The sequence below is a fragment of the Promicromonospora sp. NFX87 genome (genome assembly GCF_048564965.1).
Classification (GTDB): Bacteria; Actinomycetota; Actinomycetes; order Actinomycetales; family Cellulomonadaceae; genus Promicromonospora.
On sequence record NZ_CP183413.1, the window covers coordinates 4716389 to 4738095 of the forward strand.

General features: G+C 72.1%; 21 protein-coding genes. 12 read left to right on the forward strand and 9 right to left on the reverse strand.

Features of this window, described 5'->3' with window-relative positions:
- Positions 1–30 precede the first annotated feature (30 nt).
- Together ACNYC2_RS21155 and ACNYC2_RS21160 are read left to right on the forward strand one after the other, a co-directional pair.
- The gene (locus ACNYC2_RS21155) at positions 31–690 is read left to right on the forward strand and encodes an ABC transporter permease (RefSeq protein WP_116674119.1); all 660 of its coding nucleotides are present in this window, start codon (positions 31–33) and stop codon (positions 688–690) included.
- Positions 687–1370, forward strand: coding sequence for an ABC transporter permease (locus tag ACNYC2_RS21160; protein WP_419703686.1), 684 nt, complete (start codon positions 687–689; stop codon positions 1368–1370). The genes ACNYC2_RS21155 and ACNYC2_RS21160 overlap by 4 nt, the downstream gene beginning before the upstream one ends.
- Before the next feature lie 30 nt (positions 1371–1400).
- On the opposite strand, the gene ACNYC2_RS21165 is transcribed toward ACNYC2_RS21160, so the two are convergent.
- Positions 1401–1997, reverse strand: a complete 597-nt coding sequence (locus ACNYC2_RS21165) for a TetR/AcrR family transcriptional regulator (RefSeq protein ID WP_419703687.1) — start codon at positions 1995–1997, stop codon at positions 1401–1403.
- A 64-nt stretch (positions 1998–2061) separates the two neighbouring features.
- On the opposite strand from ACNYC2_RS21165, the gene ACNYC2_RS21170 reads away from it, so the two are divergent.
- Both ACNYC2_RS21170 and ACNYC2_RS21175 read left to right on the forward strand, forming a co-directional pair.
- Entirely contained in the window at positions 2062–2895 is an 834-nt protein-coding gene (locus ACNYC2_RS21170) for an SDR family NAD(P)-dependent oxidoreductase (RefSeq protein WP_419703688.1), read from the forward strand.
- 110 nt (positions 2896–3005) lie between these two features.
- The gene (locus ACNYC2_RS21175) at positions 3006–4040 is read left to right on the forward strand and encodes a glycine betaine ABC transporter substrate-binding protein (protein WP_419703689.1); all 1035 of its coding nucleotides are present in this window, start codon (positions 3006–3008) and stop codon (positions 4038–4040) included.
- Between the two features lie 109 nt (positions 4041–4149).
- On the opposite strand, the gene ACNYC2_RS21180 is transcribed toward ACNYC2_RS21175, so the two are convergent.
- A complete protein-coding gene (locus ACNYC2_RS21180) occupies positions 4150–5721 on the reverse strand; it encodes a dihydrolipoyl dehydrogenase family protein (protein ID WP_419703690.1) in 1572 nt (523 codons plus the stop codon).
- Positions 5722–5770: 49 nt separating this feature from the next.
- On the reverse strand, positions 5771–8182 hold the full coding sequence (locus tag ACNYC2_RS21185; protein ID WP_419703691.1) for a Tex family protein: 2412 nt from the start codon (positions 8180–8182) through the stop codon (positions 5771–5773).
- A 212-nt stretch (positions 8183–8394) separates the two neighbouring features.
- Between ACNYC2_RS21185 and ACNYC2_RS21190 the strand changes: the two genes are divergently transcribed.
- The 3 genes from ACNYC2_RS21190 to ACNYC2_RS21200 all read left to right on the forward strand — a co-directional run bounded on the left by ACNYC2_RS21190 (position 8395) and on the right by ACNYC2_RS21200 (position 11359).
- Complete coding sequence (locus tag ACNYC2_RS21190) at positions 8395–9702, forward strand: serpin family protein (protein ID WP_419703692.1); 1308 nt, start codon at positions 8395–8397, stop codon at positions 9700–9702.
- A 104-nt stretch (positions 9703–9806) separates the two neighbouring features.
- Positions 9807–11198, forward strand: coding sequence for an OFA family MFS transporter (locus tag ACNYC2_RS21195; RefSeq protein WP_419707874.1), 1392 nt, complete (start codon positions 9807–9809; stop codon positions 11196–11198).
- A 2-nt stretch (positions 11199–11200) separates the two neighbouring features.
- Complete coding sequence (locus ACNYC2_RS21200; RefSeq protein WP_419703693.1) at positions 11201–11359, forward strand: MFS transporter small subunit; 159 nt, start codon at positions 11201–11203, stop codon at positions 11357–11359.
- 10 nt (positions 11360–11369) lie between these two features.
- On the opposite strand, the gene ACNYC2_RS21205 is transcribed toward ACNYC2_RS21200, so the two are convergent.
- Positions 11370–11858: a MarR family winged helix-turn-helix transcriptional regulator gene (locus ACNYC2_RS21205; protein ID WP_419703694.1), complete on the reverse strand. Its 489-nt coding sequence runs from the start codon at positions 11856–11858 to the stop codon at positions 11370–11372.
- 28 nt (positions 11859–11886) lie between these two features.
- Here ACNYC2_RS21205 and ACNYC2_RS21210 point away from each other — a divergent pair, with 28 nt between their 5' ends.
- A complete protein-coding gene (locus ACNYC2_RS21210) occupies positions 11887–12768 on the forward strand; it encodes an alpha/beta hydrolase fold domain-containing protein (protein WP_419703695.1) in 882 nt (293 codons plus the stop codon).
- Here ACNYC2_RS21210 and fdhD read toward each other — a convergent pair.
- The gene (fdhD, locus tag ACNYC2_RS21215) at positions 12741–13553 is read right to left on the reverse strand and encodes a formate dehydrogenase accessory sulfurtransferase FdhD (protein WP_419703696.1); all 813 of its coding nucleotides are present in this window, start codon (positions 13551–13553) and stop codon (positions 12741–12743) included. The two genes, ACNYC2_RS21210 and fdhD, sit on opposite strands and share 28 nt — an antisense overlap.
- 30 nt (positions 13554–13583) lie before the next feature.
- On the opposite strand from fdhD, the gene ACNYC2_RS21220 reads away from it, so the two are divergent.
- On the forward strand, positions 13584–15956 hold the full coding sequence (locus ACNYC2_RS21220; RefSeq protein ID WP_419703697.1) for an FdhF/YdeP family oxidoreductase: 2373 nt from the start codon (positions 13584–13586) through the stop codon (positions 15954–15956).
- A 58-nt stretch (positions 15957–16014) separates the two neighbouring features.
- On the opposite strand, the gene ACNYC2_RS21225 is transcribed toward ACNYC2_RS21220, so the two are convergent.
- The gene (locus ACNYC2_RS21225) at positions 16015–16821 is read right to left on the reverse strand and encodes a MerR family transcriptional regulator (RefSeq protein ID WP_419703698.1); all 807 of its coding nucleotides are present in this window, start codon (positions 16819–16821) and stop codon (positions 16015–16017) included.
- A 90-nt stretch (positions 16822–16911) separates the two neighbouring features.
- Here ACNYC2_RS21225 and ACNYC2_RS21230 point away from each other — a divergent pair, with 90 nt between their 5' ends.
- On the forward strand, positions 16912–17730 hold the full coding sequence (locus ACNYC2_RS21230; protein ID WP_419703699.1) for an SDR family oxidoreductase: 819 nt from the start codon (positions 16912–16914) through the stop codon (positions 17728–17730).
- A 66-nt stretch (positions 17731–17796) separates the two neighbouring features.
- A complete protein-coding gene (locus tag ACNYC2_RS21235) occupies positions 17797–18141 on the forward strand; it encodes a nuclear transport factor 2 family protein (RefSeq protein WP_419703700.1) in 345 nt (114 codons plus the stop codon).
- A 79-nt stretch (positions 18142–18220) separates the two neighbouring features.
- Here the strand turns inward: ACNYC2_RS21235 and ACNYC2_RS21240 are convergent, their stop codons facing one another.
- The 3 genes from ACNYC2_RS21240 to trmB all read right to left on the reverse strand — a co-directional run bounded on the left by ACNYC2_RS21240 (position 18221) and on the right by trmB (position 21226).
- A complete protein-coding gene (locus ACNYC2_RS21240; RefSeq protein WP_419707875.1) occupies positions 18221–19858 on the reverse strand; it encodes a cation acetate symporter in 1638 nt (545 codons plus the stop codon).
- A gap of 11 nt (positions 19859–19869) precedes the next feature.
- Positions 19870–20208, reverse strand: coding sequence for a DUF485 domain-containing protein (locus ACNYC2_RS21245; RefSeq protein ID WP_419703701.1), 339 nt, complete (start codon positions 20206–20208; stop codon positions 19870–19872).
- A 220-nt stretch (positions 20209–20428) separates the two neighbouring features.
- Positions 20429–21226 carry a tRNA (guanosine(46)-N7)-methyltransferase TrmB gene (trmB, locus tag ACNYC2_RS21250; protein WP_419703702.1) on the reverse strand — a complete coding sequence of 266 codons (798 nt, stop codon included), beginning with the start codon at positions 21224–21226 and terminating at the stop codon, positions 20429–20431.
- Between the two features lie 161 nt (positions 21227–21387).
- On the opposite strand from trmB, the gene ACNYC2_RS21255 reads away from it, so the two are divergent.
- Positions 21388–21699: a hypothetical protein gene (locus ACNYC2_RS21255; RefSeq protein ID WP_419703703.1), complete on the forward strand. Its 312-nt coding sequence runs from the start codon at positions 21388–21390 to the stop codon at positions 21697–21699.
- Positions 21700–21707: the final 8 nt, after the last annotated feature.

Here is a 21707-nt window from a genome sequence, read left to right on the forward strand (position 1 = left end):
TACCGGGTCTCACGCGGTAGGTTCGGAGGCATGCCCGGCAACCCCTGGTTCTCCTGGTCCTACGTGATCGACAACGCGCCCGTGCTGTGGGAGCGCACGGTCGAGCACGCGGGGCTGACCATCGAGGCCGTCGCGATCTCCGCGGCCATCGCCATCCCGCTGGGGGTGCTGGTCTCCCGGTTCCGCTGGCTGTCCGGGCCGGTCGTCGGCACGGCGGCCGTCCTGTACACGGTGCCGTCCCTCGCGCTGTTCGCGATCCTGGCGCCCGTGCTCGGGATCGGCCGCCCGCCCGTCCTGGTAGGCCTGGTGGTCTACGCACTGCTCATCATCCTGCGCAACACGGTGGCCGGCCTCGCCACGGTGGACCCGGCCGTCCTCGACGCCGCCCGCGGCCTGGGCTACGGGTCCGGCAGGCTGCTCGTCCAGGTGGCCATGCCGAGCGCGCTGCCGAGCATCATCGCCGGTCTGCGGCTCGCCACGGTGTCCAGCGTCGCGCTCGTGACCGTCGGCGTCGTGGTCGGGTACGGCGGGCTGGGGCAGATCATGTTCCAGGGCTTCCGCAACAACTCCTACCGGGCCGAGATCATGACCGCCACGCTGGCGACGATCCTGCTCGCGCTCGTGCTGGACCTCGCCCTGTGGGCGGCCGGCAGAGCCCTCACTCCCTGGCTGCGCAGGAGGACCTCATGAGCGCCCCCACCGGCGTCGTCGACGAAGCCCTCGTATGGCTCAACGACCCCCTGACCTGGACCGAGCCCGGCGGCGTGCTCGAGCTGACGGGCGAGCACCTGGCGATGACCGCCATCGCCGTCGCGGTGGCGTCCGCGGTCGCGATCCCGGTCGGCGCCTGGCTCGGGCACAGCGGGCGGGGTGCCGGCCTCGTCGTCTGGCTCACCAACGCCTCCCGGGCGATGCCGACGCTCGGCATCATCCTGCTGCTCGCCGCGGGCGGGCTGTTCGGCAACAGCGCGGCCGTCATCGCCGCGGCGTTCTTCGCCGTGCCCGTGCTCCTGGTCAACACCTACGAGGGCGTACGCGGCGCGGACCCGGACGCCCGCGACGCCGCGCGCGGCATGGGCATGAGCGGCGGGCGCATCCTGCTGCAGGTCGAGCTGCCGCTCGCCACCACCCTCGTGGCCGCCGGGCTGCGCACCACCATCGTGCAGGTGGTCGCCACCATCCCGCTCGCGGCGCTCGTCGGTGGAGGGGGCCTGGGCCAGATCATCGCGCTCGGCATGGGCACGCAGCGGTACGGCGAGGTGCTCGCGGGCGGTGTGGTGGTCGCGGTGCTGTGCCTCGCGATCGACATGGTGCTGGCGATCGGGCAGCGTCTGGCCACGCCGGCCCCGCTGCGTGTGAGCGCGCGCTAGGCGCCGGCGCGCGCCGCGCCCGAGCGTGCGCTAGGCGCGGACCGCGGCGACCGCCGCGTCGAACAGCTCCACGGGATCCGCGGTGCCGCCCGACTCGTGCCACGCGTCGACGGCGATGTCGAGGCAGGCGAGCGCCGAGGCGATGATCGCGCGGGCGCGCGGGTCCGCCGTCGGGCCGGGGGTGATGCCGAGCCGCCGCTCGATGTCGGGGGCGAACAGCTCCTGCCAGCGCAGATGCTTCTCGAGGTGCTTCGCCCGCAGCGAGGGCGCGTCGGCGTACATGCCGGCGATCTCCAGCCCGGTCACGGCCTCGGTGTCGGGGCCGCGCAGGGTCTTGAGCGCTTCGCGCAGGGCCTCCCACGCGGACTCGGTCGCCGGGCGCGCCTCGAGCGCGTCGCGCACCCGGCGTCCGAGTGCCTCGAGGTCGCCCATGACGACGTCCTCCTTGCTCCCGAAGTAGTGGAAGAACGACCGCCTCGAGATCCCGGCCGCCGCGGCGATCTGGTCGACGGTGGTCGCGTCGAAGCCCTGTTCGGCGAACAGGCGCAGCGCCGTGTCCGTGATCTCGGCGTGGACCGCCCGGCGCGTTCGCTCGCGCAGGGTCGGGGTGTCGGGCGTCGGGTCCATGGGCAGATCTTACCCATGGTGCGATTACTTGCACTTGATGCAACACCCTGCGTACGGTGCAGGTATGGCTGACATCGACTTCACCACACAGACCACCGTCGTCACCGGCGCCAGCTCCGGCATCGGCGCCGCCTTCGCACGGGCCCTCGCGGAGCGCGGCTCCGACGTGATCCTGGTCGCCCGCCGCCTCGACCGGCTGCGGGAGCTCGCGAACGAGCTCGAACGCGACCACGGCGTGCGGGCCACCCCGATCGCCCTCGACCTCAGCCGGCGCGGGGCCGGGCAGGCCCTCGCCGGCGAGGTGGCGGCACGCGGCCTCACCGTGACCGGGCTCGTCAACAACGCCGGCTTCGGCACCGACGGGCCGTTCCACGAGGAGGACCCGGACCGGCTGCAGGACGAGATCGCCGTCGACGTCGCGAACCTCGTCGACATCTCGCGCGCCTTCATCGAGCCGCTCCGGCGGGAGGGCCGCGGGATCCTGGTCAACGTCGCGAGCCTCGCCGCCTACACGCCGGGGCCCGACATGGCCGTCTACTCGGCGTGCAAGGCCTTCGTCCTGAGCTTCACCGAGGCGCTCTGGTTCGAGTCGCGGTCGAGCGGTCTCCGCGTCCTGTCGCTCGCCCCCGGGCTGACCCGCACCGAGTTCTTCGACGACCTGTCCGGCGGCACCTACAACGGCAGCTACCAGACACCCGAGCAGGTGGTCGAGACGGGCCTGCGCTCGCTGGACCGCGGGAACCGCCGGCCGAGCATCGTCTCGGGCCGGGGCAACGCGCTGGCGGCGGGCCTCGGGCGGTTCTTCACCCGGCGCAGCGCGGTGCTCCTGTCCGGTTCGATCGGCGCCCGCTCGCGGGACACCGGCGCGGCCGGGCGGGCCGGGGCGAACCGGATGTAACGACATTCTCACGAGCGTGTTTATCCCTTGCCATAGTCGCCCGGCCGGGGTCGAATGGGATCGATCGAAGCCGTAGAACAGTTGTACGTCACCCACGTTCGGAGACATCGATGAAGTTCCCCCGTACGCATCTATCCCTGCCCCGGGCGCTCGGCGCGGCGGTCGCCGTCGTCAGCCTCACCTTCCTCACCGCCTGCGGCGAGCCGGGATCCGCCGGAGGGAGCGGCGGCAGCAGCACCTCGACGGGCGGCAGCAGCGTCGCGGCCTGCGAAGCGGTCCCCGGCGACGAGCTGGTGGTCCTCGACGACGACAAGCAGCTGCAGACCGTGGACAACATCATCCCGGCGATCAACGCGGCGGCCGTGGAGGGTGACGACGCCATCGTGCCGCTCCTGGACTCGGTCTCGGCTGCGCTCGACACCGACACGCTCATCGGCCTGAACAAGGCGGTGGACGTCGACCGCCGCACCTCCAAGGAGGTCGCGGAGGAGTTCGTGGCCGACGCCGGCCTCGACGCCCCCGAGCAGAGCGGCAGCGGCAAGATCGTCATCGGCGCCGCCGACTTCGCGGAGAGCGCCACGCTCGGCACCATCTACGCGACGGTGCTGAACGCCGCCGGGTACGAGGCCGAGGTCACCACCATCGGCAACCGCGAGACCTACCTCCCCGCGCTGGAGGACGGCAAGCAGGTCCAGATCATCCCCGAGTACGTGGGCACGCTCACGGAGTTCATCAACAAGGACGTCAACGGGGCCGACGCCGAGGCGGTGGCCGGCAGCGACCTGGACGCGACCGTCGAAGCGCTCACAGGGCTCGGCGAGGAGATCGGCCTCGTGTTCGGCCAGCCCTCCCCCGCGCAGGACCAGAACGCGTTCGCCGTGACCAAGGCCTTCGCGGACGAGCACGGCGTCACGTCGCTCAGCGAGCTCGCCGAGGCCTGTGGCGGCCTCGTGCTCGGCGGCCCGCCGGAGTGCACGGAGCGCCCGTTCTGCCAGCCGGGCCTCGAGGAGACCTACGGTCTGGAGTTCGCGGAGTTCCGCTCGCTCGACGCCGGCGGCCCGCTGACCAAGAGCGCCCTCCAGCAGGGCGAGGTCACCCTGGGCCTGGTCTTCAGCTCGGACGGCTCCCTGACCCCGAACGCATAACCAACCGGACCCAGGACTGCCGAAGTAGAGCGCCTGTCCCCGTTCCGCGTGAGGCGAGCCTCAAGGGGAAGGGGGACAGGCGCTCTACTTCGGCAGTCGCGCTCGGGGCTTATAGGCCGTAGGACTCCAGGAAGCGGAGCCAGACCTCGCTGACCGTCGGGTAGGCGGGGACCGCGTGCCAGAGGCGGTCGAGCGGCACCTCACCGACGACGGCGATCGTCGCGGCGTGGAGCATCTCCCCGGCGTCGGGCCCCACGAAGGTCGCACCCACCAGGACCCGCCGCTGCGTGTCGACGAGCACCTGGGCGCGACCCTTGTAACCGGGCGACTCCACGCTCGCGCCGGCCACCCAGGCCAGGTCGTACGACACGGCCTCCACCGGGATGCCCGCCGCGCGCGCCTCCCGTTCGGTCGGTCCCACCCACGAGACCTGCGGCCGTGTGAACACAACCTGGACGCGCGCGCTGTGGTCGGCGGTCGCGGCATACCGCGACCACGCCTTGCCCTCCTGGCCGACGGCGGGCTCCGGGTCGCCGCTCGTGGGCGACCGGTCCCCCGCTTCCGTGCCGTACCGCGCGGCCACCACGTCACCGACGATCCGCGCCTGGTACTTGCCCTGATGGGTGGTCGGCGCGCGGCCGGTCACGTCCCCGCAGGCGTACAGCCAGCCACCCGGCACGCCGGTGACCTGCAACGACTCGTCGACGACGAGGGCGCCGCCGCGGCCGAGCCCGGACTCGTCCAGGCCGACGCTCTCGAGACCCACGTCGGAGGTCCGCGGGACCCGGCCCGTGGCCACGAGGATCTCGGCGGCGGTGATCGTGCCGCCGTCCGCAAGGGTGACGGTCACCGGGCCGGAGGCCCCGTCCTCCGCGCCGACGCCGGGGCGCTCGACCGAGGCCACCTCGGCACCGGTACGGACGTCCACGCCCAGCGCGGTCAACGACTCCGCGACCATCTCGCCGGCGAAGGGCTCGGCGGCGGACAGCAGCCCGCCGCGCGACAGCAGCGTCACCTGCGCGCCGAGGTCCGCGTACGCGTTCGCCATCTCGACGCCGACCACGCCGCCGCCGACGACCACGAGCGACTCGGGGACCGTGTCGGACGCCGTCGCCTCGCGGCTCGACCAGGGCGCGGCCTCCGCCAGCCCGGGCGTGCCGGGCAGGACGGGGACGCTGCCGGTCGCGACGATCACCGCATGCCGCGCGCGCAGCAGACGCTTCGCGGGGGTCTCCCCTGTCTCCGCCTCACCGAGGCCGCCGTCCGCTCCACCCTGCGCCTCGCTGTCGGAGCCCGCCGGCAGCGTGACCTCGACGAGCCGCTCGCCGGCCAGCCGCCCGTGGCCGCGCACCAGGGTCAGCCCCGCGCTCTCGACCCAGGAGACCTGCCCGGAGTCGTCCCAGTTGCTGGTGATCTCGTCCCGCCGGGCGAAGACGGCAGCGGCATCGGGCGCACCTGGATCCCGGAGGCCGGGGGTCTCCTTGGCCAGGGCACGCACCGCGCCTGCGCGCAGCAGCACCTTGGACGGCATGCAGGCCCAGTACGAGCACTCACCGCCCACCAGCTCGGACTCGACCAGGGCAACGGACAGGCCGGTGCGCGAGGCCCGGTCGGCCGCGTTCTCACCGACCGGACCCCCACCGATCACTACGACGTCGAACGTCTCCTCAGGAATGCTCATGCCGTCATCGTGGCCTCCCGGCGGCCCGATTGCCAGACGGCCCGACGTGTCAGGCCAGCCCGGCCTTGCGCAGCGCGTCCGCCATCGCGGTGTCGGCTGGCGCGGGGCGCCCGCGGCCACCCCCCTGACCGCCCTGGCCGGGACCGCCCTGACCTCGCCCGTTCCGGCCGCGACCCTCGCCGCCGGGACGTCCGCCGCGCTGACCGCCACCCTGGCCGCCGGAGCCCTGCCCGCCCGGCCCGTCTCCGCCGGAGCGGGAGCCACCGGAGGTGCGCCCGCCGGACACGCCGATCTCGTCGTCCAGGCGCAACGAGAGCGCGATCCGCTTGCGCTGCAGGTCGACGTCCATGACCTTCACCTTGACGATGTCGCCCGACTTCACGACCTCGCGCGGGTCGCTCACGAAGTTCTTCGACATCGCCGAGACGTGCACGAGGCCGTCCTGGTGCACACCGACGTCCACGAACGCGCCGAACGCCGCGACGTTGGTGACCTGGCCCTCCAGGACCATGCCGGGCACCAGGTCGCCGAGCTTCTCGACGCCCTCCGCGAACGACGCGGTGACGAACGCGGGTCGCGGGTCGCGGCCGGGCTTCTCCAGCTCGGCGAAGATGTCGGTGACCGTGGGCAGACCGAACGTCTCGTCGACGAAGTCGGTGGGCCTGAGCGTGCGCAGCGCGCTCCCGTTGCCGATGAGGGCCTTGACGTCAGCGCCCACCGCCGTCACGATGCGCCGCGCCAGCGGGTACGCCTCGGGGTGCACCGACGACGCGTCCAGCGGCTCGTCCCCGCCCGAGACCTTGAGGAAGCCCGCGCACTGCTCGAACGCCTTGGGACCGAGCCGCGGCACCTTCTTGAGCGCCGCACGCGACGCGTACGGACCGTTGGCGTCCCGGTGGGCGACGATGTTCTCCGCGAGCGTCGAGGTGATGCCGGAGACGCGCGACAGCAGCGGCACCGACGCGGTGTTGAGGTCGACGCCCACACCGTTCACGCAGTCCTCGACCACCGCGTCCAGCGACCGCGAGAGCTTGGTCTCGGTGATGTCGTGCTGGTACTGGCCGACGCCGATCGACTTGGGGTCGATCTTCACGAGCTCGGCGAGCGGGTCCTGGAGGCGACGCGCGATCGACACGGCACCCCGGATGGACACGTCGAGGTCGGGCAGCTCCGCGCTCGCGTAGGCGGACGCCGAGTACACGGACGCCCCCGCCTCCGAGACGACGGCCTTGGTCAGGCCGAGCTCCGGCGCCTTCTTCATGAGATCGGCGGCCAGGCGCTCGGTCTCGCGCGAGGCCGTCCCGTTGCCGATCGCCACGAGGTCGACGTCGTGCTTCTTGGCCAGGGTGGCGAGCTTCGCGAGCGACTCGTCCCACCGGTTCGCCGGCGCGTGCGGGTAGATCGTCGCGTGCTCGACGACCTTGCCCGTCGCGTCGACCACGGCGACCTTGACGCCCGTGCGCAGGCCCGGGTCGAGGCCCATCGTGGCCCGGGTACCCGCCGGTGCGGCGAGCATCAGGTCACGGAGGTTGGCCGCGAAGACGCGGACCGCCTCGTCCTCCGCCTCGGAACGCAGCCGCAGCCGCACGTCGATGCCGAGGTGCACGAGGATCTTGGTGCGCCAGGCCCAGCGCACCGTGTCGGCGAGCCAGCGATCGCCCGGGCGGCCCTGGTTCGCGATGCCGAACTGGTGCGCGATGGTCGCCTCGTAGGAGGTCGGCACGCCCGCCTCGATGCCTTCCTCAGGCTCGATCGTCAGGTCCAGCACGTCCTCCTTCTCGCCCCGGAAGAGGGCGAGCACGCGGTGCGACGGCAAGCTGGACAGCGACTCGGCGAAGTCGAAGTAGTCCGAGAACTTCGCGCCCTTCTCCTGCGCGCCGTCGCGGACGGTGGACAGCATGCGGCCGCGCTTCCAGAGCCGCTCCCGCAGCGTGCCGATCAGGTCGGCGTCCTCACCCATGCGCTCCACGAGGATCGAGCGGGCACCGTCGAGCGCCGCCGCCGTGTCCGCGATGCCCTTGTCGGCGTCGACGTAGGGGCCGGCGGCCGTCGTCGGGTCGAGCGACGCGTCGCCGAGCAGCGCGAGGGCGAGCGGCTCCAGGCCGGCCTCCCGCGCGATCTGCGCCTTGGTGCGCCGCTTCGGCTTGAAGGGGAGGTAGATGTCCTCCAGACGCGACTTGGTCTCGGCGGAAAGGATCTGGGCGCGCAGCTCGTCCGTGAGCTTGCCCTGCTCCTCCACCGACGACAGGATCGCCGCGCGCCGCTCCTCCAGCTCGCGCAGGTACCGCAGCCGCTCCTCGAGCGTGCGCAGCTGCGCATCGTCGAGCGTGCCGGTGACCTCCTTGCGGTAGCGGGCGATGAACGGCACCGTCGCGCCGCCGTCGAGCAGGTCGACCGCCGCGGCCACCTGCCCCTCCCGTACACCCAGCTCCTCGGCGATCCGCCGATTGATACTTGCCACTTGTCCCTTACCTCACTTCTAGAAGGTCGGGACAGATTGTGCCTGGCACCACTGACACTTGTCGCATCCTCCGGGGCGTGTCAGAGAGCCGGACCATGATGGCGGCCTGAGAGCCCCTCGCACGAACCGCTGCAAGCCCGACGCGGGTCGGAACACAAGAGGTCAGAACCTCGCCGCAGACGCTCCCGCGCCCGGCATCCCCAGGAGGAACAGTGCAGCGTCCCAGCCCAGCCCACCGCCGTACGACGGCGACCGCAGCAATGGCCGCGACGGCGGCGCTCGCCCTGACCGCCTGCGGCCCCGCCGCTGACGGCCCCGCCGCCGGCGAAGGCCTGGAGCGCTCCGACGCGGAACGTGCGGTGATCGCCGTCGCCGACGCGCCCGCGAGCGCCGACGCCGTCCGCGCCACCGAGGAGCTGGGTCTGCTCGCCCTGCGTGCGACCGAGGAACCGGAGGGGAACGCCCTCGTCTCCCCCGCTTCGCTCTCCTTCGCCCTGGCGCTGCTCGCCGAGGGTGCCGACGGCGATACCGCGGCGGCTCTGGACGAGGCCCTCGGCGCCTCGGGTACCGACCGTACGTCTGCGTACAACGCCCTCCAGGGCGCGCTCGCGGAGCACGACGGCGACCCTGCTGTCGCGCAGGACGACGAGCTTCCCGAGAAGCCCGTGCTGCACCTGGCGAACCAGGCGGTGATCGACGACGAGCTCGAGGTCGATCCGGCCTACCTCGACCGGATCGCCACGGCGTTCGACGCCGGGTTCCAGCGCATCGACCTCGGAAGCGATACGGGCAAGAAGGTCCTGGACGCCTGGGTGAACCAGCACACCGGCGGCCTGATCGAGAAGTCGGCGATCGAACCCGACCTCGACCTGCGCATGGTCCTGCAGAACGCCGTGCTGCTCGCGGCGCGCTGGGAGACCCCGTTCGCGGAGCACTCGACCGCCGACGAGGACTTCACCGGTCCGTCCGGGACCGAGCCCACCGAGATGCTGCACGCCGCGGAGAGCTTCGCCTACGCGGAGAGCGACGGCTGGGCCGCCGTCCGGCTGCCCTATGCGGACGCCTTCCACGCCGACGTCCTGCTGCCGCCTGCCGGTACCGACCCGGCGGACGTCTCGCCCGGGACCCTGACCGCCCTGACCACGGTGCTCGACGCCGAGACGCCGCGGCTCGTCGACCTGGCGATGCCGTCCCTGGAGCTCGAACCGCCCCCGCTCGACCTGGCTCCGGCGATGGAGGAGGCGGGCCTCGGCGGGCTGTACGGCGCCCCCGACCTGTCCGGTATCACTACCAGCGCGGACCTCCGCGTGAGCCAGGCGATGCAGCAGGCCTACCTGAGCCTGGACGAGGCGGGCACGGTGGCGGCCGCCGTCACCGAGATCGCGATGAAGGAGAGCGCCGCCGTGCCCGCCGACCCCGAGGTCACGATGCAGGTGGACCGGCCCTACCTGCTCCGGATCGCCCACACCGAGACGAAGCTTCCCCTCTTCCTCGCGGCGGTGCGCAGCCCGCAGCACTGACCATTGACCGGGGCATCCGACCGCCAGTAGCGTGCGCACCGAACGGGTGAAACCGCACTCCCTGCGGCCGGATCCCCCGAGCACGAGGAGGTGCTTCCGTGGCGTTGTCCTTCCTCGACCGCGAGCACACGGTGGCCAGGCCCGGCTACAGCAGATGGCTCATCCCGCCGGCGGCGCTCGCCATCCACCTGTGCATCGGCCAGGCGTACGCGACCAGCGTCTACAAGAGCGCGCTGGTCGCACACTTCGAGTCGAGCCTGACGGCGATCGGCGTCATCTTCTCCATCGCGATCGTCATGCTCGGGCTCTCGGCGGCGGTGCTCGGGACCTGGGTGGAGCGTGCGGGCCCCCGGGCCGCGATGTTCGCGTCGGCCTGCTTCTGGGCCTCCGGGTTCCTCGTCGGGGCGCTGGGCATCGCGACGTCGCAGCTCTGGCTCGTGTACCTGGGGTACGGCTTCATCGGCGGCATCGGGCTCGGCATCGGCTACATCTCGCCGGTGTCCACGCTGATCAAGTGGTTCCCGGACCGGCCGGGGCTGGCTACCGGCATGGCGATCATGGGCTTCGGCGGCGGCGCGCTCGTCGCCTCGCCGCTCTCGCGCCAGCTCATGGCGTTCTACGACAGCGGCTACGACCCGTCCGATCCCACCTCCGTGGCCTCCGGGAGCGCCGTCACCTCGCTCTTCGTGACGCTGGGCATCGTGTACTTCCTCGTGATGATGCTCGGCGTCTTCACGGTGAAGGTCCCGCCGCCCGGCTGGGCGCCCGCAGGGTTCGACGCCGCTGCGGTGGCCGCCAAGCCCATGGTGTCGGCCGCGAACGTCTCGGCGGCGAACGCGATACGGACCCCGCAGTTCTGGTTCCTGTGGACGGTCCTGTTCTGCAACGTGACGGCGGGCATCGGCATCCTCGAGCAGGCCTCGCCGATGATCCAGGACTTCTTCCGTGAGGGCGGCACCTCGTCCGTCGCGCCGACGACGGCGGCGGGCTTCGTCGCGTTCCTGTCCCTGTTCAACATGGCGGGCCGCTTCGTGTGGTCGTCGACGTCGGACTACATCGGCCGCAAGCCGACGTACGTCATGTACCTGGGCGTCGGGATGGTCCTGTACCTGCTCCTGGCGACCGTCGGGCACCTCTCCACGGTGATCTTCGTGCTCGTCGCCGCGGTGATCCTCTCGTTCTACGGCGGCGGCTTCGCCACGGTCCCGGCGTACCTGCGTGACCTGTTCGGCACGTTCCAGGTGGGCGCCATCCACGGCCGCCTGCTCACCGCGTGGTCCGCGGCCGGCATCGCCGGCCCGCTCATCATCAACGGCTTCCTCGACGCCCAGGGCACCCCGGGCGAGCTGGTCGCCGCCGACTACCGGCCCGCGCTGTTCACCATGGTCGCCGTGCTCGCGGTCGGCTTCGTCGCCAACATCCTGATCCGCCCCGTGGCGGCACGGTTCCACGAGGCGCCGAGCCGCGCCGACGCGTTCTCCGAGGGAAAGGCGTGACCATGCCGGAACAGACCGCGACACAGACCGGAGGGCCGGCCCCGGAGCCGACGTCGAACCAGGTCCCGCGCCTGGTCATCACCTGGCTCGTGGTGACCGTCCCGCTGGCCTACGGCCTCTTCCAGACCGTCCGCAGCGTCATCCCGCTCTTCACGAGCTGACCGGCAGGCCTCACCTCGCGCGGCCGTCCTCCAGCGCACCGCGTACCGCCGCCAGGGTCCGCGCGAGGTGGGCGAGGTCGCCGTCGGGCACCCCCGTGCCGTGCAGCGCCGCTGCCGCCTCCTGGTCGAGCGTCGGCAGCGCCTCGTCGAGGACCTGCTGGCCGGCGGGCGTGAGCGCGAGGAACGACGAGCGGCCGTCCTCCGGGTTGGCGGCGCGGCGCACCAGGCCGTCGCGCACCTGCCGCTCGACCCCCTTGCTCGCCGCGCCCACCGTGATGCCGAGGCGCCGGACCACGTCCGAGACCCGGCAGTCAGGAACCTCGGCGATCACGCGGAGCAGGTCGATCCGGCCCAGCCCGTGGCCGTGCTTGTCCCGCAGCCGGGCGTCGAGCAGGGTGTAGAGCCGCACCTCCACCCGGACGAGATCGTCGAGCAGCCGCGCGCTCGCGAATCCCAGGTCCGGCGGAATAGATTCCTGGGAATCTTGTTTGGCTTCCATGGAATCTATCTTCGGGCATGGAGGAACAATGGACCAGAAGTCGCTCGCCGAGCTCCGCACCTTCTACGCGTCGTTCGGGCAGATGCCGGTGCCCGAGGGCACCCGGGTCACGGAGACCACGCTCGGGGGCGTCCCGGCGCTGGACGTCGCCGTACCGTCCGCCGACGACGACGCCGGCGTCCTGCTCTACCTGCACGGCGGCGGCTACGTGATCGGCGCCGCGAGTACCGGCGTCCCGCTCACCGCGGCGCTCGCCGCCCGCGCCGGCCTGCGCGCGCTGTCCCTCGACTACCGGATCGCTCCCGAGCACCTGTTCCCCGCGGCCGTCGACGACGCGCTGGCCGCGTACCGGGCCCTGCTCGACGACAACGACCCGGCACACGTGGTTCTCGCGGGCGACTCCGCGGGCGGCGGTCTCGCTCTGGCGACGCTGCTCGCCGCGCGGGACGCCGGGCTGCCGCTGCCCGCCGGGGTCGTCGCCTTCTCCGGCTGGTTCGACCTGACGCTGTCCGGCGCCAGCCTCACCGGCAAGGAGAGCGTCGACCCGGTGTTCGACGCCGCCGACATCCAGGAGTACGCGAAGGAGTACCTGCCGGAGGGAGTCGACGCCGGCGATCCGCTCGCGAGCCCGCTGCTGGGCGACCTGCGCGGCCTGCCGCCGCTCCTGCTCCAGGTCGGCTCGTACGAGGTGCTGCTCGACGACTCCACGGGCCTCGCCGCCCGCGCCGCCGCCGCGGACGTGGAGGTCGCCCTCGAGGTCTACCCGGGGAGCCCGCATGTGTTCCAGCACCACCACGCCACCGAGCCGGCAGCGGCGCGGGCCATGGACAGCGCGGCGGCGTTCCTCGTCCGCGTGCTCGGGCAGGACCCCCGTCCGGCGGGTCAGACCACCCGGTCCGCCCACGTGTAGACGTTCATCGAGTCGCCGCGCACGAAGCCGAGCAGGGTCAGGCCGCACTCGTCGGCGAGGTCCACGGCCAGCGTGGACGGCGCCGAGATCGCGGACAGCACCGGGATCCCGGCCCGGGCGGCCTTCTGCACCAGCTCGAACGACGCCCGCCCGCTGACCTGGAGGACCGTCCCGGCGGCGGGCAGGGCGCCGTCGCGCAGCGCCGCCCCGACCACCTTGTCGACGGCGTTGTGCCGGCCGACGTCCTCGCGGACGTACAGCGGCTCGCCGTCGGCGGTGAACAGGCCCGCGGCGTGCAGGCCGCCGGTCCGGTCGAAGGCACGCTGACGCTCGCGCAGCCGGTCGGGCAGCGCGGAGATCATGTCCGAGCCGACGGTGACCGGGTCGCTCGCGACCGGCCAGCGCAGCCCGGCCCGCACCTCCACCACGGTGTCCGACCCGCAGACGCCGCACGCGCTCGTCGTCGCGAAGGCCCGCTGCCGCGGGGGCTCCACGCCGCGCGCGAGCGCCACCTCGACGGTGTTGTCCTCGTCGGGGCACAGCCGCATCGCCACTATGTCGTCCGGCGCGGCCACCGCACCCTCCGAGACCAGCCAGCCGGCCACGAGGTCGAAGTCGTCGCCGGGGGTACGCATCGTCACGGTCAGCGTCGTGCTGCCGGGTGCCGGACCGGGATCGACCAGCCGGACCATCAGCGGTTCCTCGACGGCGAGCGTGTCCGGACGTGCCGCGCGTGCGCCCTCGCGGACGCGGACGACGCGCCGTCGGTCGGTGACGACTCCCATGCCGCCAGTCTCGCACCCGCACCGACCGATATGTTCATCCGCTCCACACAGGGTGAAGTCCGGCGTAGGGTCGGCAGCGTGACAGACGTGAGCGACGAGGCCCGCACCGAAGCCCCCGAGAAGAGCCTGCGCGTCGGGCCGCCCAAGAACAGTGCGGCGGGGGTGCCCGGGGTGGTACATGGCCTGGCCCACGTCTTCGGCGAGGCGGGCGTCGCGAGCGGCCTGCGCACGCTCCCCCTGCTCAACCAGCACGGCGGCTTCGACTGCCCCGGCTGCGCGTGGCCCGAGCCCGGCAAGCCGCACCTCGCCGAGTTCTGCGAGAACGGCGCCAAGGCGGTCGCCGAGGAGTCCACCCGCAAGCGCGCGGACGCGGCCTTCTTCGCCGAGCACGCGATCTCCGAGCTGGCGACCTGGACCGACCACCGGCTGGGCAAGTCCGGCCGCCTCACCGAGCCCATGCTGCGCGAAGAGGGCGCCGACCACTACCGGCCGGTGCCCTGGGCCGAGGCCCTCGACCTGGTCGCGTCCGAGCTCCGCGGCCTGGACTCGCCGGACCAGGCCGCGTTCTACACGTCGGGCCGCACCAGCAACGAGGCCGCGTTCGTCTACCAGCTCCTGGCGCGCAAGCTCGGCACCAACAACCTGCCGGACTGCTCGAACATGTGCCACGAGTCCTCCGGCACCGCCCTGGTCGAGACGCTGGGCATCGGCAAGGGCAGCGTGTCCCTGGAGGACATCACCGACCACGCCGACCTGATCGTCGTCGTCGGGCAGAACCCCGGGACCAACCACCCGCGCATGCTCAGCGCGCTCGAGGAGGCCAAGGACCGCGGCGCGCGGATCGTGGCCATCAACCCGCTGCCCGAGGCCGGGCTGCAGACCTTCAAGAACCCGCAGCGGGTGCGCGGTGTGGTCGGGACGGGCACGAAGCTCGCCGACCGGTTCCTCCAGGTCCGCCTCGCCGGCGACCTGGCCCTGTTCCAGGCGGTCAACCGCCTGCTCCTGGAAGCCGATGACGATGCACGCACGGCCGGTCACCCGGGGGTGCTCGACCGCGAGTTCATCGACGAGCACACCTCCGGCTTCGCCGACGCCGCGGCCGCGTGGCGCAGCCTCGACTGGGCCGACGTCGATGCGGCGACCGGCCTGGACCGGTCGGAGATCGAGGACTTCGTGGGCGACGTCCTCGCATCCGAGAAGATCATCGTCTGCTGGGCGATGGGCCTCACGCAGCACAAGCAGGCCGTGGCGACCATCCGCGAGGTCGTGAGCTTCCTCCTGCTGCGCGGGAACGTCGGCCGGCCGGGTGCGGGCGCCTGCCCGGTACGCGGGCACAGCAACGTGCAGGGCGACCGCACCATGGGCATCTGGGAACGGCCGACCGAGGCGTTCCTCGACGCGCTGGCCACGGAGTTCGACTTCGAGCCGCCGCGCGCCCACGGGTACGACGTCGTCGACACGGTCCGGGCCCTGCGCGACGGGCAGCTCAAGGTCTTCATGGCGGTGGGCGGCAACTTCGCCGCCGCCACGCCGGACAGCGCCGTCACGGAGGCCGCGCTGCGCGACGTACCGCTCACGGTGCACGTCTCGACCAAGCTGAACCGCTCGCACGTCCTGCCCGGCAAGCGGTCCCTGATCCTGCCCTGCCTGGGCCGCACCGAGCGGGACCGCACGGGCGGCCGCGAGCAGGTGGTCACCGTCGAGGACTCGATGAGCGTCGTGCACACGTCCCGGGGGCGGCTGGACCCGGCGTCCGAGCACCTGCGCAGCGAGACCGACATCCTCTGCGACCTCGCCCGCCGCGCTCTCGGGCCGGACGACGCGACGCACTGGGAGGAGTTCGGCAGCGACTACTCGCGCGTGCGCGACTCGATCTCGCGCGTGGTGCCCGGCTTCGACGACTTCGAACGGCGGGTCGCCGAGCCCGGCGGCTTCGTGCTGCCGCACCCGCCGCGCGACGCCCGCCTGTTCCCGACGACGACCGGCAAGGCGAACTTCACGGTCAACGAGCTCGAGGTCGTCCAGGTCCCCGAGGGCCGCCTGCTGCTCCAGACCGTCCGCTCCCACGACCAGTTCAACACCACCGTCTACGGCCTCGACGACCGGTACCGCGGGATCAAGGGCGGACGGCGCGTGGTGTTCGTGCGTCCCGAGGACCTCACGGCCCTCGGGTTCGCCGACGGCGACACGGTGGACCTGGTCAGCGAGTGGACGGGGCGGGACGGCGGCACGGAGGAGCGCCGCGCCCAGGGGTTCCGGGTCGTCGCGTTCCCGACGGCGCGCGGCTGCGCGGCGGCCTACTTCCCGGAGACCAACGTGCTGGTCCCCCTGGACCACACGGCAGAGGGCAGCAACACCCCGGCCTCCAAGTCGGTGGTCATCCGCCTCGAACCGCCCCGTTGAGTGCTGGCTATTTGCCCTTCTTCGCGAGCCAGGAGGGCAAATACCCAGCACTCAGTGGTCAGGGGGCGAGGCGGAAGACCGGCCAGGCCAGCTCCGTGCGCCACGCGGACGTCTCGGGGGTGTCGGCCGGGGTGACGAGGTAGGTCTCGCGCACCGGACCGTCCACCCCCAGGGTGTTGTCGACCACCCACGCGCCGAGCCGCCCGTACGTGACGTCGATGTCGTCGTGCGCGCCGTGGTGGACGACGGTCGCGAGCTCCGCGGCAGGCAGCTCGACGGGCCGCACCCGCCCGCGCTCGGGCGGGTCCGCCACCGGCCGGTACACCAGCACGTGCCCGCGCCCGTCGCTGAACAGCTCGTTCGCGTAGTGCCCGCCCGGCGGCCCGAGCCGCTCGTGGCCGACGACGGCGGCGTCCAGCTCGGCCATGGCCTCCGAGTACCAGGCCAGCACGTCGTCCTGCTCGACGACGTCGGTGATCCCCGCGACCACCCGCGCCGGCTCGGAGCGCAGCGCGACCTCCGGCGGCGTGCTCGGGCTGAGCAGCTGCCGCAGCGAGGCGACGGCGGTCCGCGTCCGGTCGAGCTCCGCCTCCAGCCGGCGGAGGTGCCCCGCGACGAGCTCCGCCCGGGTCCCGGCGTCCTCCGTGTCGAGGATCTGCCGCACCTCCGCCAGTGGCACGTCGAGCTCCCGCAGGCGGTGGATCACCTGGGCCGGCGGGATCTGCGCGCTCGTGTAGTAGCGGTAGCCGCTGACGGGGTCGACCCGCTCCGGCTCCAGCAGCCCTGAGTCGTGGTAGCGGCGCAGGGTCCGGACGCTCAGGTGGGTGAGCTGCGCGAACTCACCGATGGTCAGGCCTCGGGTCACGGCACCACTGTGCACCCTCCCGCAGGGAGAGGCTCCAGGAACGGACGCACGGGTTGACCCTCTCCCCGCGGGAGGCCCCAGCGTGGAGCCATGCACACCTCCGCAGACGCCGATCCGCCCCCCGTGACCATCAGCGACCGCCTCGACGGCCGACGCGCCCTCGTGACCGGGGCCAGCAGGGGCACCGGCGCCGCCGTCGCAGCGCGGCTGCGCGAGGCGGGTGCGACGGTGCTGGGCACTGCCCGCACGGCGCCCACGGCGCACTCCGACCCGCGTGACTTCGTCGAGGCCGACCTGACCTCGCCCGACGGCGCCGCCCGGGTGTCCGAGCACATCGCCGAGCACCTCGGCGGCGTCGACATCCTGGTGCACGCCCTCGGCGGGTCACGGTCGCCGTCCGGCGGCTTCGCGGCCCTCACCGACGAGCACTGGGCCCATGAGCTGGGCCTGAACCTGCTCGCGGCGGTCCGCCTCGACCGGGCACTGGTTCCTGGCATGGCCGCGGCCGGCCGGGGCGCCGTCGTGCACGTCTCGTCCATCCAGCGCAGGCAACCGCTGCACGACGCCACGCTCGGCTACGCCGCGGCCAAGGCCGCGCTGACGACGTACAGCAAGGGGCTGGCCAACGAGGTCGCACCGCACGGCGTCCGGGTCAACGTGGTCTCCCCCGGCTTCATCCGGTCGTCCGGCGCCGACGGCCTCGTCGACCGGTTGTCCGCCGGCCAGGGCATCACGCGCGAGGAAGCCCTGGCCCAGGTCATGGACTCGCTCGGCGGCATTCCGCTCGGGCGTCCCAGCGAACCCGCCGAGGTGGCCGAGCTGGTCGCCTTCCTCGTCAGCGACCGCTCGGCGGCGATCACCGGCGCCGAGCTCACGATCGACGGCGGAACGGTCCCGACGGTGGGCTGACGCCGCCGTCCGCCACGAGCCGCCGTCCGCCACAAGCCGTCCGGAACACCACGAGAGGAAACGACAGTGAACGCAGCACAGGGCATCGAGCTCCCCGCCGTACTGGCCGCACACCTGGCCGCCCACGAGGCCCGCGACGTCGAGCGGGAGCTGGCCTGCTACGCCGAGGAGGCCGAGGTCACCGACGAGGGCCGCACCTACCGCGGCACGGCGGAGATCCGCGCCTGGCTCGGCCGCGCGGCGAGCGAGTACAGCTTCACGAGCGAGCTGACCGCCGTCCGCCAGGACGACGCGGAGCACTGGACGGCCGTACGACACCTGGAGGGCAACTTCCCGGGCGGCGTCGTAGACCTCCGCTACCGCTACACCCTGAAGGACGACCGCATCACCAACCTGACAATCGCCCCCTGAAACAGCTGAGTGCTGGGTATTTGCCCTCGAAACGTCTCTGGGAGGGCAAATACCCAGCACTCAGCGGGGTGTCAGGGCGTCAGTGCGCCGTGGCCTTCTCCGCGCCCGCGCCCGTGAGGGAGCGGACCTCCATCTCGGCGTACTTCTCCGGGTGCGACTGCTCCTTGCTCAGGTACGTGCCGACGATGCCGAGCACGAACGCGAGCGGGATGGTCACGATGCCCGGGTTGTCGAGCGGGAACCAGTGGAAGTCGATGGCCGGGTTGCTGATCATCGACTTGCTGAGCCCGGTGACCGGGTCGGCGGGCTTGCCCGACACGACCGGCGAGAAGATGATCAGGATGATCGTCGAGCTCAGGCCGCCGTAGATGCTCCACAGCGCGCCGGACGTGTTGAACCGCTTCCAGAACAGCGAGTAGATGATCGTCGGCAGGTTCGCCGACGCCGCGACGCAGAACGCCAGCGCCACGAGGAACGCGATGTTCTGCCCGTTGGCGAAGATGCCGCCGATGATCGCGATGATGCCGATCACGACCACCGTCCAGCGGGCCACCTTGACCTCACCGTCCGGCGCCACCTGACCCTTCTTGATGATCGAGGCGTAGATGTCGTGCGCGAAGCTCGTCGCCGCCGTGATCGTCAGACCCGCCACCACCGCGAGGATGGTCGCGAACGCGACGGCCGCGATGATGCCGAGCAGGATCTCGCCGCCGAGCTGGAACGCGAGCAGCGGGGCGGCGGAGTTCTGCCCGCCCGGTGCCGCGAGGATCGTCTCGGGGCCGACCAGCGCCCCGGCGCCGTACCCGAGCACCAGCGTGAACAGGTAGAAGATGCCGATCAGCCAGATCGCCACGACCACGGACTTCCGGGCCTCCTTGGCCGACGGCACCGTGTAGAAGCGCGTCAGCACGTGCGGCAGGCCGGCGGTGCCGAGCACCAGGGCCAGCGCGAGGGACAGGAAGTCGAGCTGCGACAGGGCCGTCGCCCCGTACTGCAGACCGGGCTCCAGGATCGCGTCGCCCTTGTCGCCGGACATGTTCACGGCCTGCTCCATGACGGCCGACAGGTTGAAGCCGAAGAGCGACAGCACCCAGATCGTCATGATGCCCGCGCCCAGGATGAGCAGCGTCGCCTTGATGATCTGCACCCACGTGGTGCCCTTCATGCCGCCCACGAGCACGTACAGGATCATGAGCGCACCGACGATCGCGATGACGAGGCCCTGGCCGGCCTTGTCGGTGATGCCGAGCAGGAGCGCGACGAGGCCGCCCGCGCCGGCCATCTGCGCCAGCAGGTAGAAGAACACGACGGCGAGCGTGGAGAGCGCCGCGGCCAGCCGGATCGGCCGCTGCTTGAGCCGGAACGACAGCACGTCCGCCATGGTGAACTTGCCGGTGTTCCGCAGGAGCTCGGCGACCAGGAGCAGGGCAACGAGCCAGGCCACGAGGAAGCCGATGGAGTACAGGAAGCCGTCGTACCCGTTGATGGCGATGGCGCCCGCGATGCCCAGGAAGCTCGCCGCGGACAGGTAGTCGCCGGCGATCGCGACGCCGTTCTGCGTGCCGGTGAAGTTGCGGCCGCCGGCGTAGAAGTCCGCCGCGGTCTTGTTCTCCCGGGACACCCAGAAGACGACGATCAGGGTGACCACGACGAAGGCGCCGAAGATCCCGATGTTGATCCAGACGTTGCCGACGTTCGTCGCCGCTGCCGCGGCCATGACGGTCCCGTTCACAGCGCGCCCTCCTCGATCTCTTCGCGCAGGGCCTTGGCCCGGGCGTCGAACTTGTTGTTCGCCCACCGCGCGTAGAGCGTGGTGATCACGAAGGTGGACACGAACTGCAGCAGCCCGAAGATGAGACCGACGGTGATGTTGCCGCCCACGCGGATGCTCATGAAGTCGTGTGCGTACGTGCTCATGAGCGCGTACAGGAGATACCAGACGAGGAACAGCGCGGTCATCGGGAAGACGAAGTTCCGGAACGCCTTGCGCAGGCTCTGGAACTCTTCCGATCTCTCCACGCGCTGATAATCGGTTTCTGTCGGGCCTGAAGCCCCTACGTCACTCATGACGCCTCCATTGGCTCATGGGGGCGCGCGCCTAGCCCGCGACCCGGTGCGCGCTTCGCACCTGGGGCCCAATGTGCCGCACTTCACATGCCGGGGGCAAACAGATCACACGGTGGATTTCCGGACTTGACCAAGTCGTTATATTTCGCGGAGTCCCTGTAGAGATCTCGAAAATGGACAGGTCAGGGCCGTGCGGGTCGGCGCGTCGGCAGACGCCGCATCAGCGGCGCACGTACTCCAGGTCGGCGATCTCCCGTCCGGCCTGGTGCGCCTTGCGCTCGAACCCGGTGAGCACGCGCCGCTCGAACCGCGGGGCGACGCCGCCGGGCCCGTGCGCGTTGGTGAGGCCGTCGTCCGCCTCCAGCGCCTCGACCATCTGCTCGGCGTACTCCGCCCAGTCGGTCGCGAGGCGCAACGTCCCGCCCGGCCGCAGCACGCGGGCCGCGAGCGCAGCGAACTCCGCGGTGACCAGTCGGCGCTTGTGGTGGCGCGCCTTGTGCCAGGGGTCCGGGAAGAAGACCCACAGCTCGTCCACGGACCCGGCCGGGAGCGTCGTCTCGAGCAGCTCTGCCGCGTTGGCCTGCACGAGCCGCAGGTTGGACAGCCCGTCCTGGCCGAGGGCCGCTCCGGCCCGCTCGGCGCGCGCGATCGTGTGGGCGAGCCCTGGCTGGTAGACCTCTACGGCGAGGTAGTCGCGTGCGGGGTCGGTCGCGGCTGCCTCGACCACGGCGTCGCCGAGGCCGGAGCCGATCTCGACGACGAGCGGGGCCCGGCGCCCGAAGACCGCCTCGACGTCGAGCACGAACTCCGGGTCCACCGAGGTGCGCGCGACCGCCCGGGGGACGTCGACCAGGTAGGCACCGTGCCGGGCGGCCCACATCCGCTTCTGCTTGTCCGTGAGCCGGCCGGACCGCCGCACGAACGACACCGGCTTGGTCCGGAACCCCGCCAGCTCGGGCCGGTCCGCGGCGTCTGGCTGCTGGGCGGCGTCGGGCTGGGGAGGTACGGGCTGGCTCACGGGTAGAGCGTACGAGGTGGCGGCCGGGCATTGCGTATCCGCAAGGATTCGGGGCTCGCCGCGCACGCCCGTGGCGACGGGCGGCAGTCTGGGGGCAGACGCCCGGACCACCCAGCGAAGTCAGGACCGAACATGCTCGCCGCCGCACCCGCCATCGACGCATGGCAGCCGAGCGGGCGCCCATGACCGAGCGCGGCTCCGGCTCGCACGTCGAGCTCGACGGGCGCCGGATAGTCGTCGACCTGTCCCACGGCGACCTCGGACGGCTCACCGAGATAGCGCACCGGCGCGGCATCGACGCCCCGCGACTCGTCCTCGGCTGGATCCGGCGCGGGCTGCTGAGCAACCGCAGCTGGGCCGAGCCGGACGAGCGACGCGTGCCGCCCGACCGGGTGGCGCGGGACGTCGAGGTCGCGCGGCAGTCCGAGGACCTCTTCCGTGACCTGCTGGGCAGCCCTGCCGATCCCGACTGATCCGCGGG

Excerpts from the sequence above, each read along its gene's own strand:
- ACNYC2_RS21155 (WP_116674119.1), top strand. The coding sequence starts at position 31 with ATGCCCGGCAACCCCTGGTTCTCCTGGTCCTACGTGATCGACAACGCG.
- ACNYC2_RS21160 (WP_419703686.1), top strand. The coding sequence starts at position 687 with ATGAGCGCCCCCACCGGCGTCGTCGACGAAGCCCTCGTATGGCTCAAC.
- ACNYC2_RS21165 (WP_419703687.1), bottom strand. The coding sequence starts at position 1,997 with ATGGACCCGACGCCCGACACCCCGACCCTGCGCGAGCGAACGCGCCGG.
- ACNYC2_RS21170 (WP_419703688.1), top strand. The coding sequence starts at position 2,062 with ATGGCTGACATCGACTTCACCACACAGACCACCGTCGTCACCGGCGCC.
- ACNYC2_RS21175 (WP_419703689.1), top strand. The coding sequence starts at position 3,006 with ATGAAGTTCCCCCGTACGCATCTATCCCTGCCCCGGGCGCTCGGCGCG.
- ACNYC2_RS21180 (WP_419703690.1), bottom strand. The coding sequence starts at position 5,721 with ATGAGCATTCCTGAGGAGACGTTCGACGTCGTAGTGATCGGTGGGGGT.
- ACNYC2_RS21200 (WP_419703693.1), top strand. The coding sequence starts at position 11,201 with ATGCCGGAACAGACCGCGACACAGACCGGAGGGCCGGCCCCGGAGCCG.
- ACNYC2_RS21205 (WP_419703694.1), bottom strand. The coding sequence starts at position 11,858 with ATGGAAGCCAAACAAGATTCCCAGGAATCTATTCCGCCGGACCTGGGA.
- ACNYC2_RS21210 (WP_419703695.1), top strand. The coding sequence starts at position 11,887 with ATGGACCAGAAGTCGCTCGCCGAGCTCCGCACCTTCTACGCGTCGTTC.
- fdhD (WP_419703696.1), bottom strand. The coding sequence starts at position 13,553 with ATGGGAGTCGTCACCGACCGACGGCGCGTCGTCCGCGTCCGCGAGGGC.
- ACNYC2_RS21220 (WP_419703697.1), top strand. The coding sequence starts at position 13,584 with ATGTTCATCCGCTCCACACAGGGTGAAGTCCGGCGTAGGGTCGGCAGC.
- ACNYC2_RS21230 (WP_419703699.1), top strand. The coding sequence starts at position 16,912 with ATGCACACCTCCGCAGACGCCGATCCGCCCCCCGTGACCATCAGCGAC.
- ACNYC2_RS21240 (WP_419707875.1), bottom strand. The coding sequence starts at position 19,858 with ATGGCCGCGGCAGCGGCGACGAACGTCGGCAACGTCTGGATCAACATC.
- ACNYC2_RS21245 (WP_419703701.1), bottom strand. The coding sequence starts at position 20,208 with ATGAGTGACGTAGGGGCTTCAGGCCCGACAGAAACCGATTATCAGCGC.
- ACNYC2_RS21255 (WP_419703703.1), top strand. The coding sequence starts at position 21,388 with ATGGCAGCCGAGCGGGCGCCCATGACCGAGCGCGGCTCCGGCTCGCAC.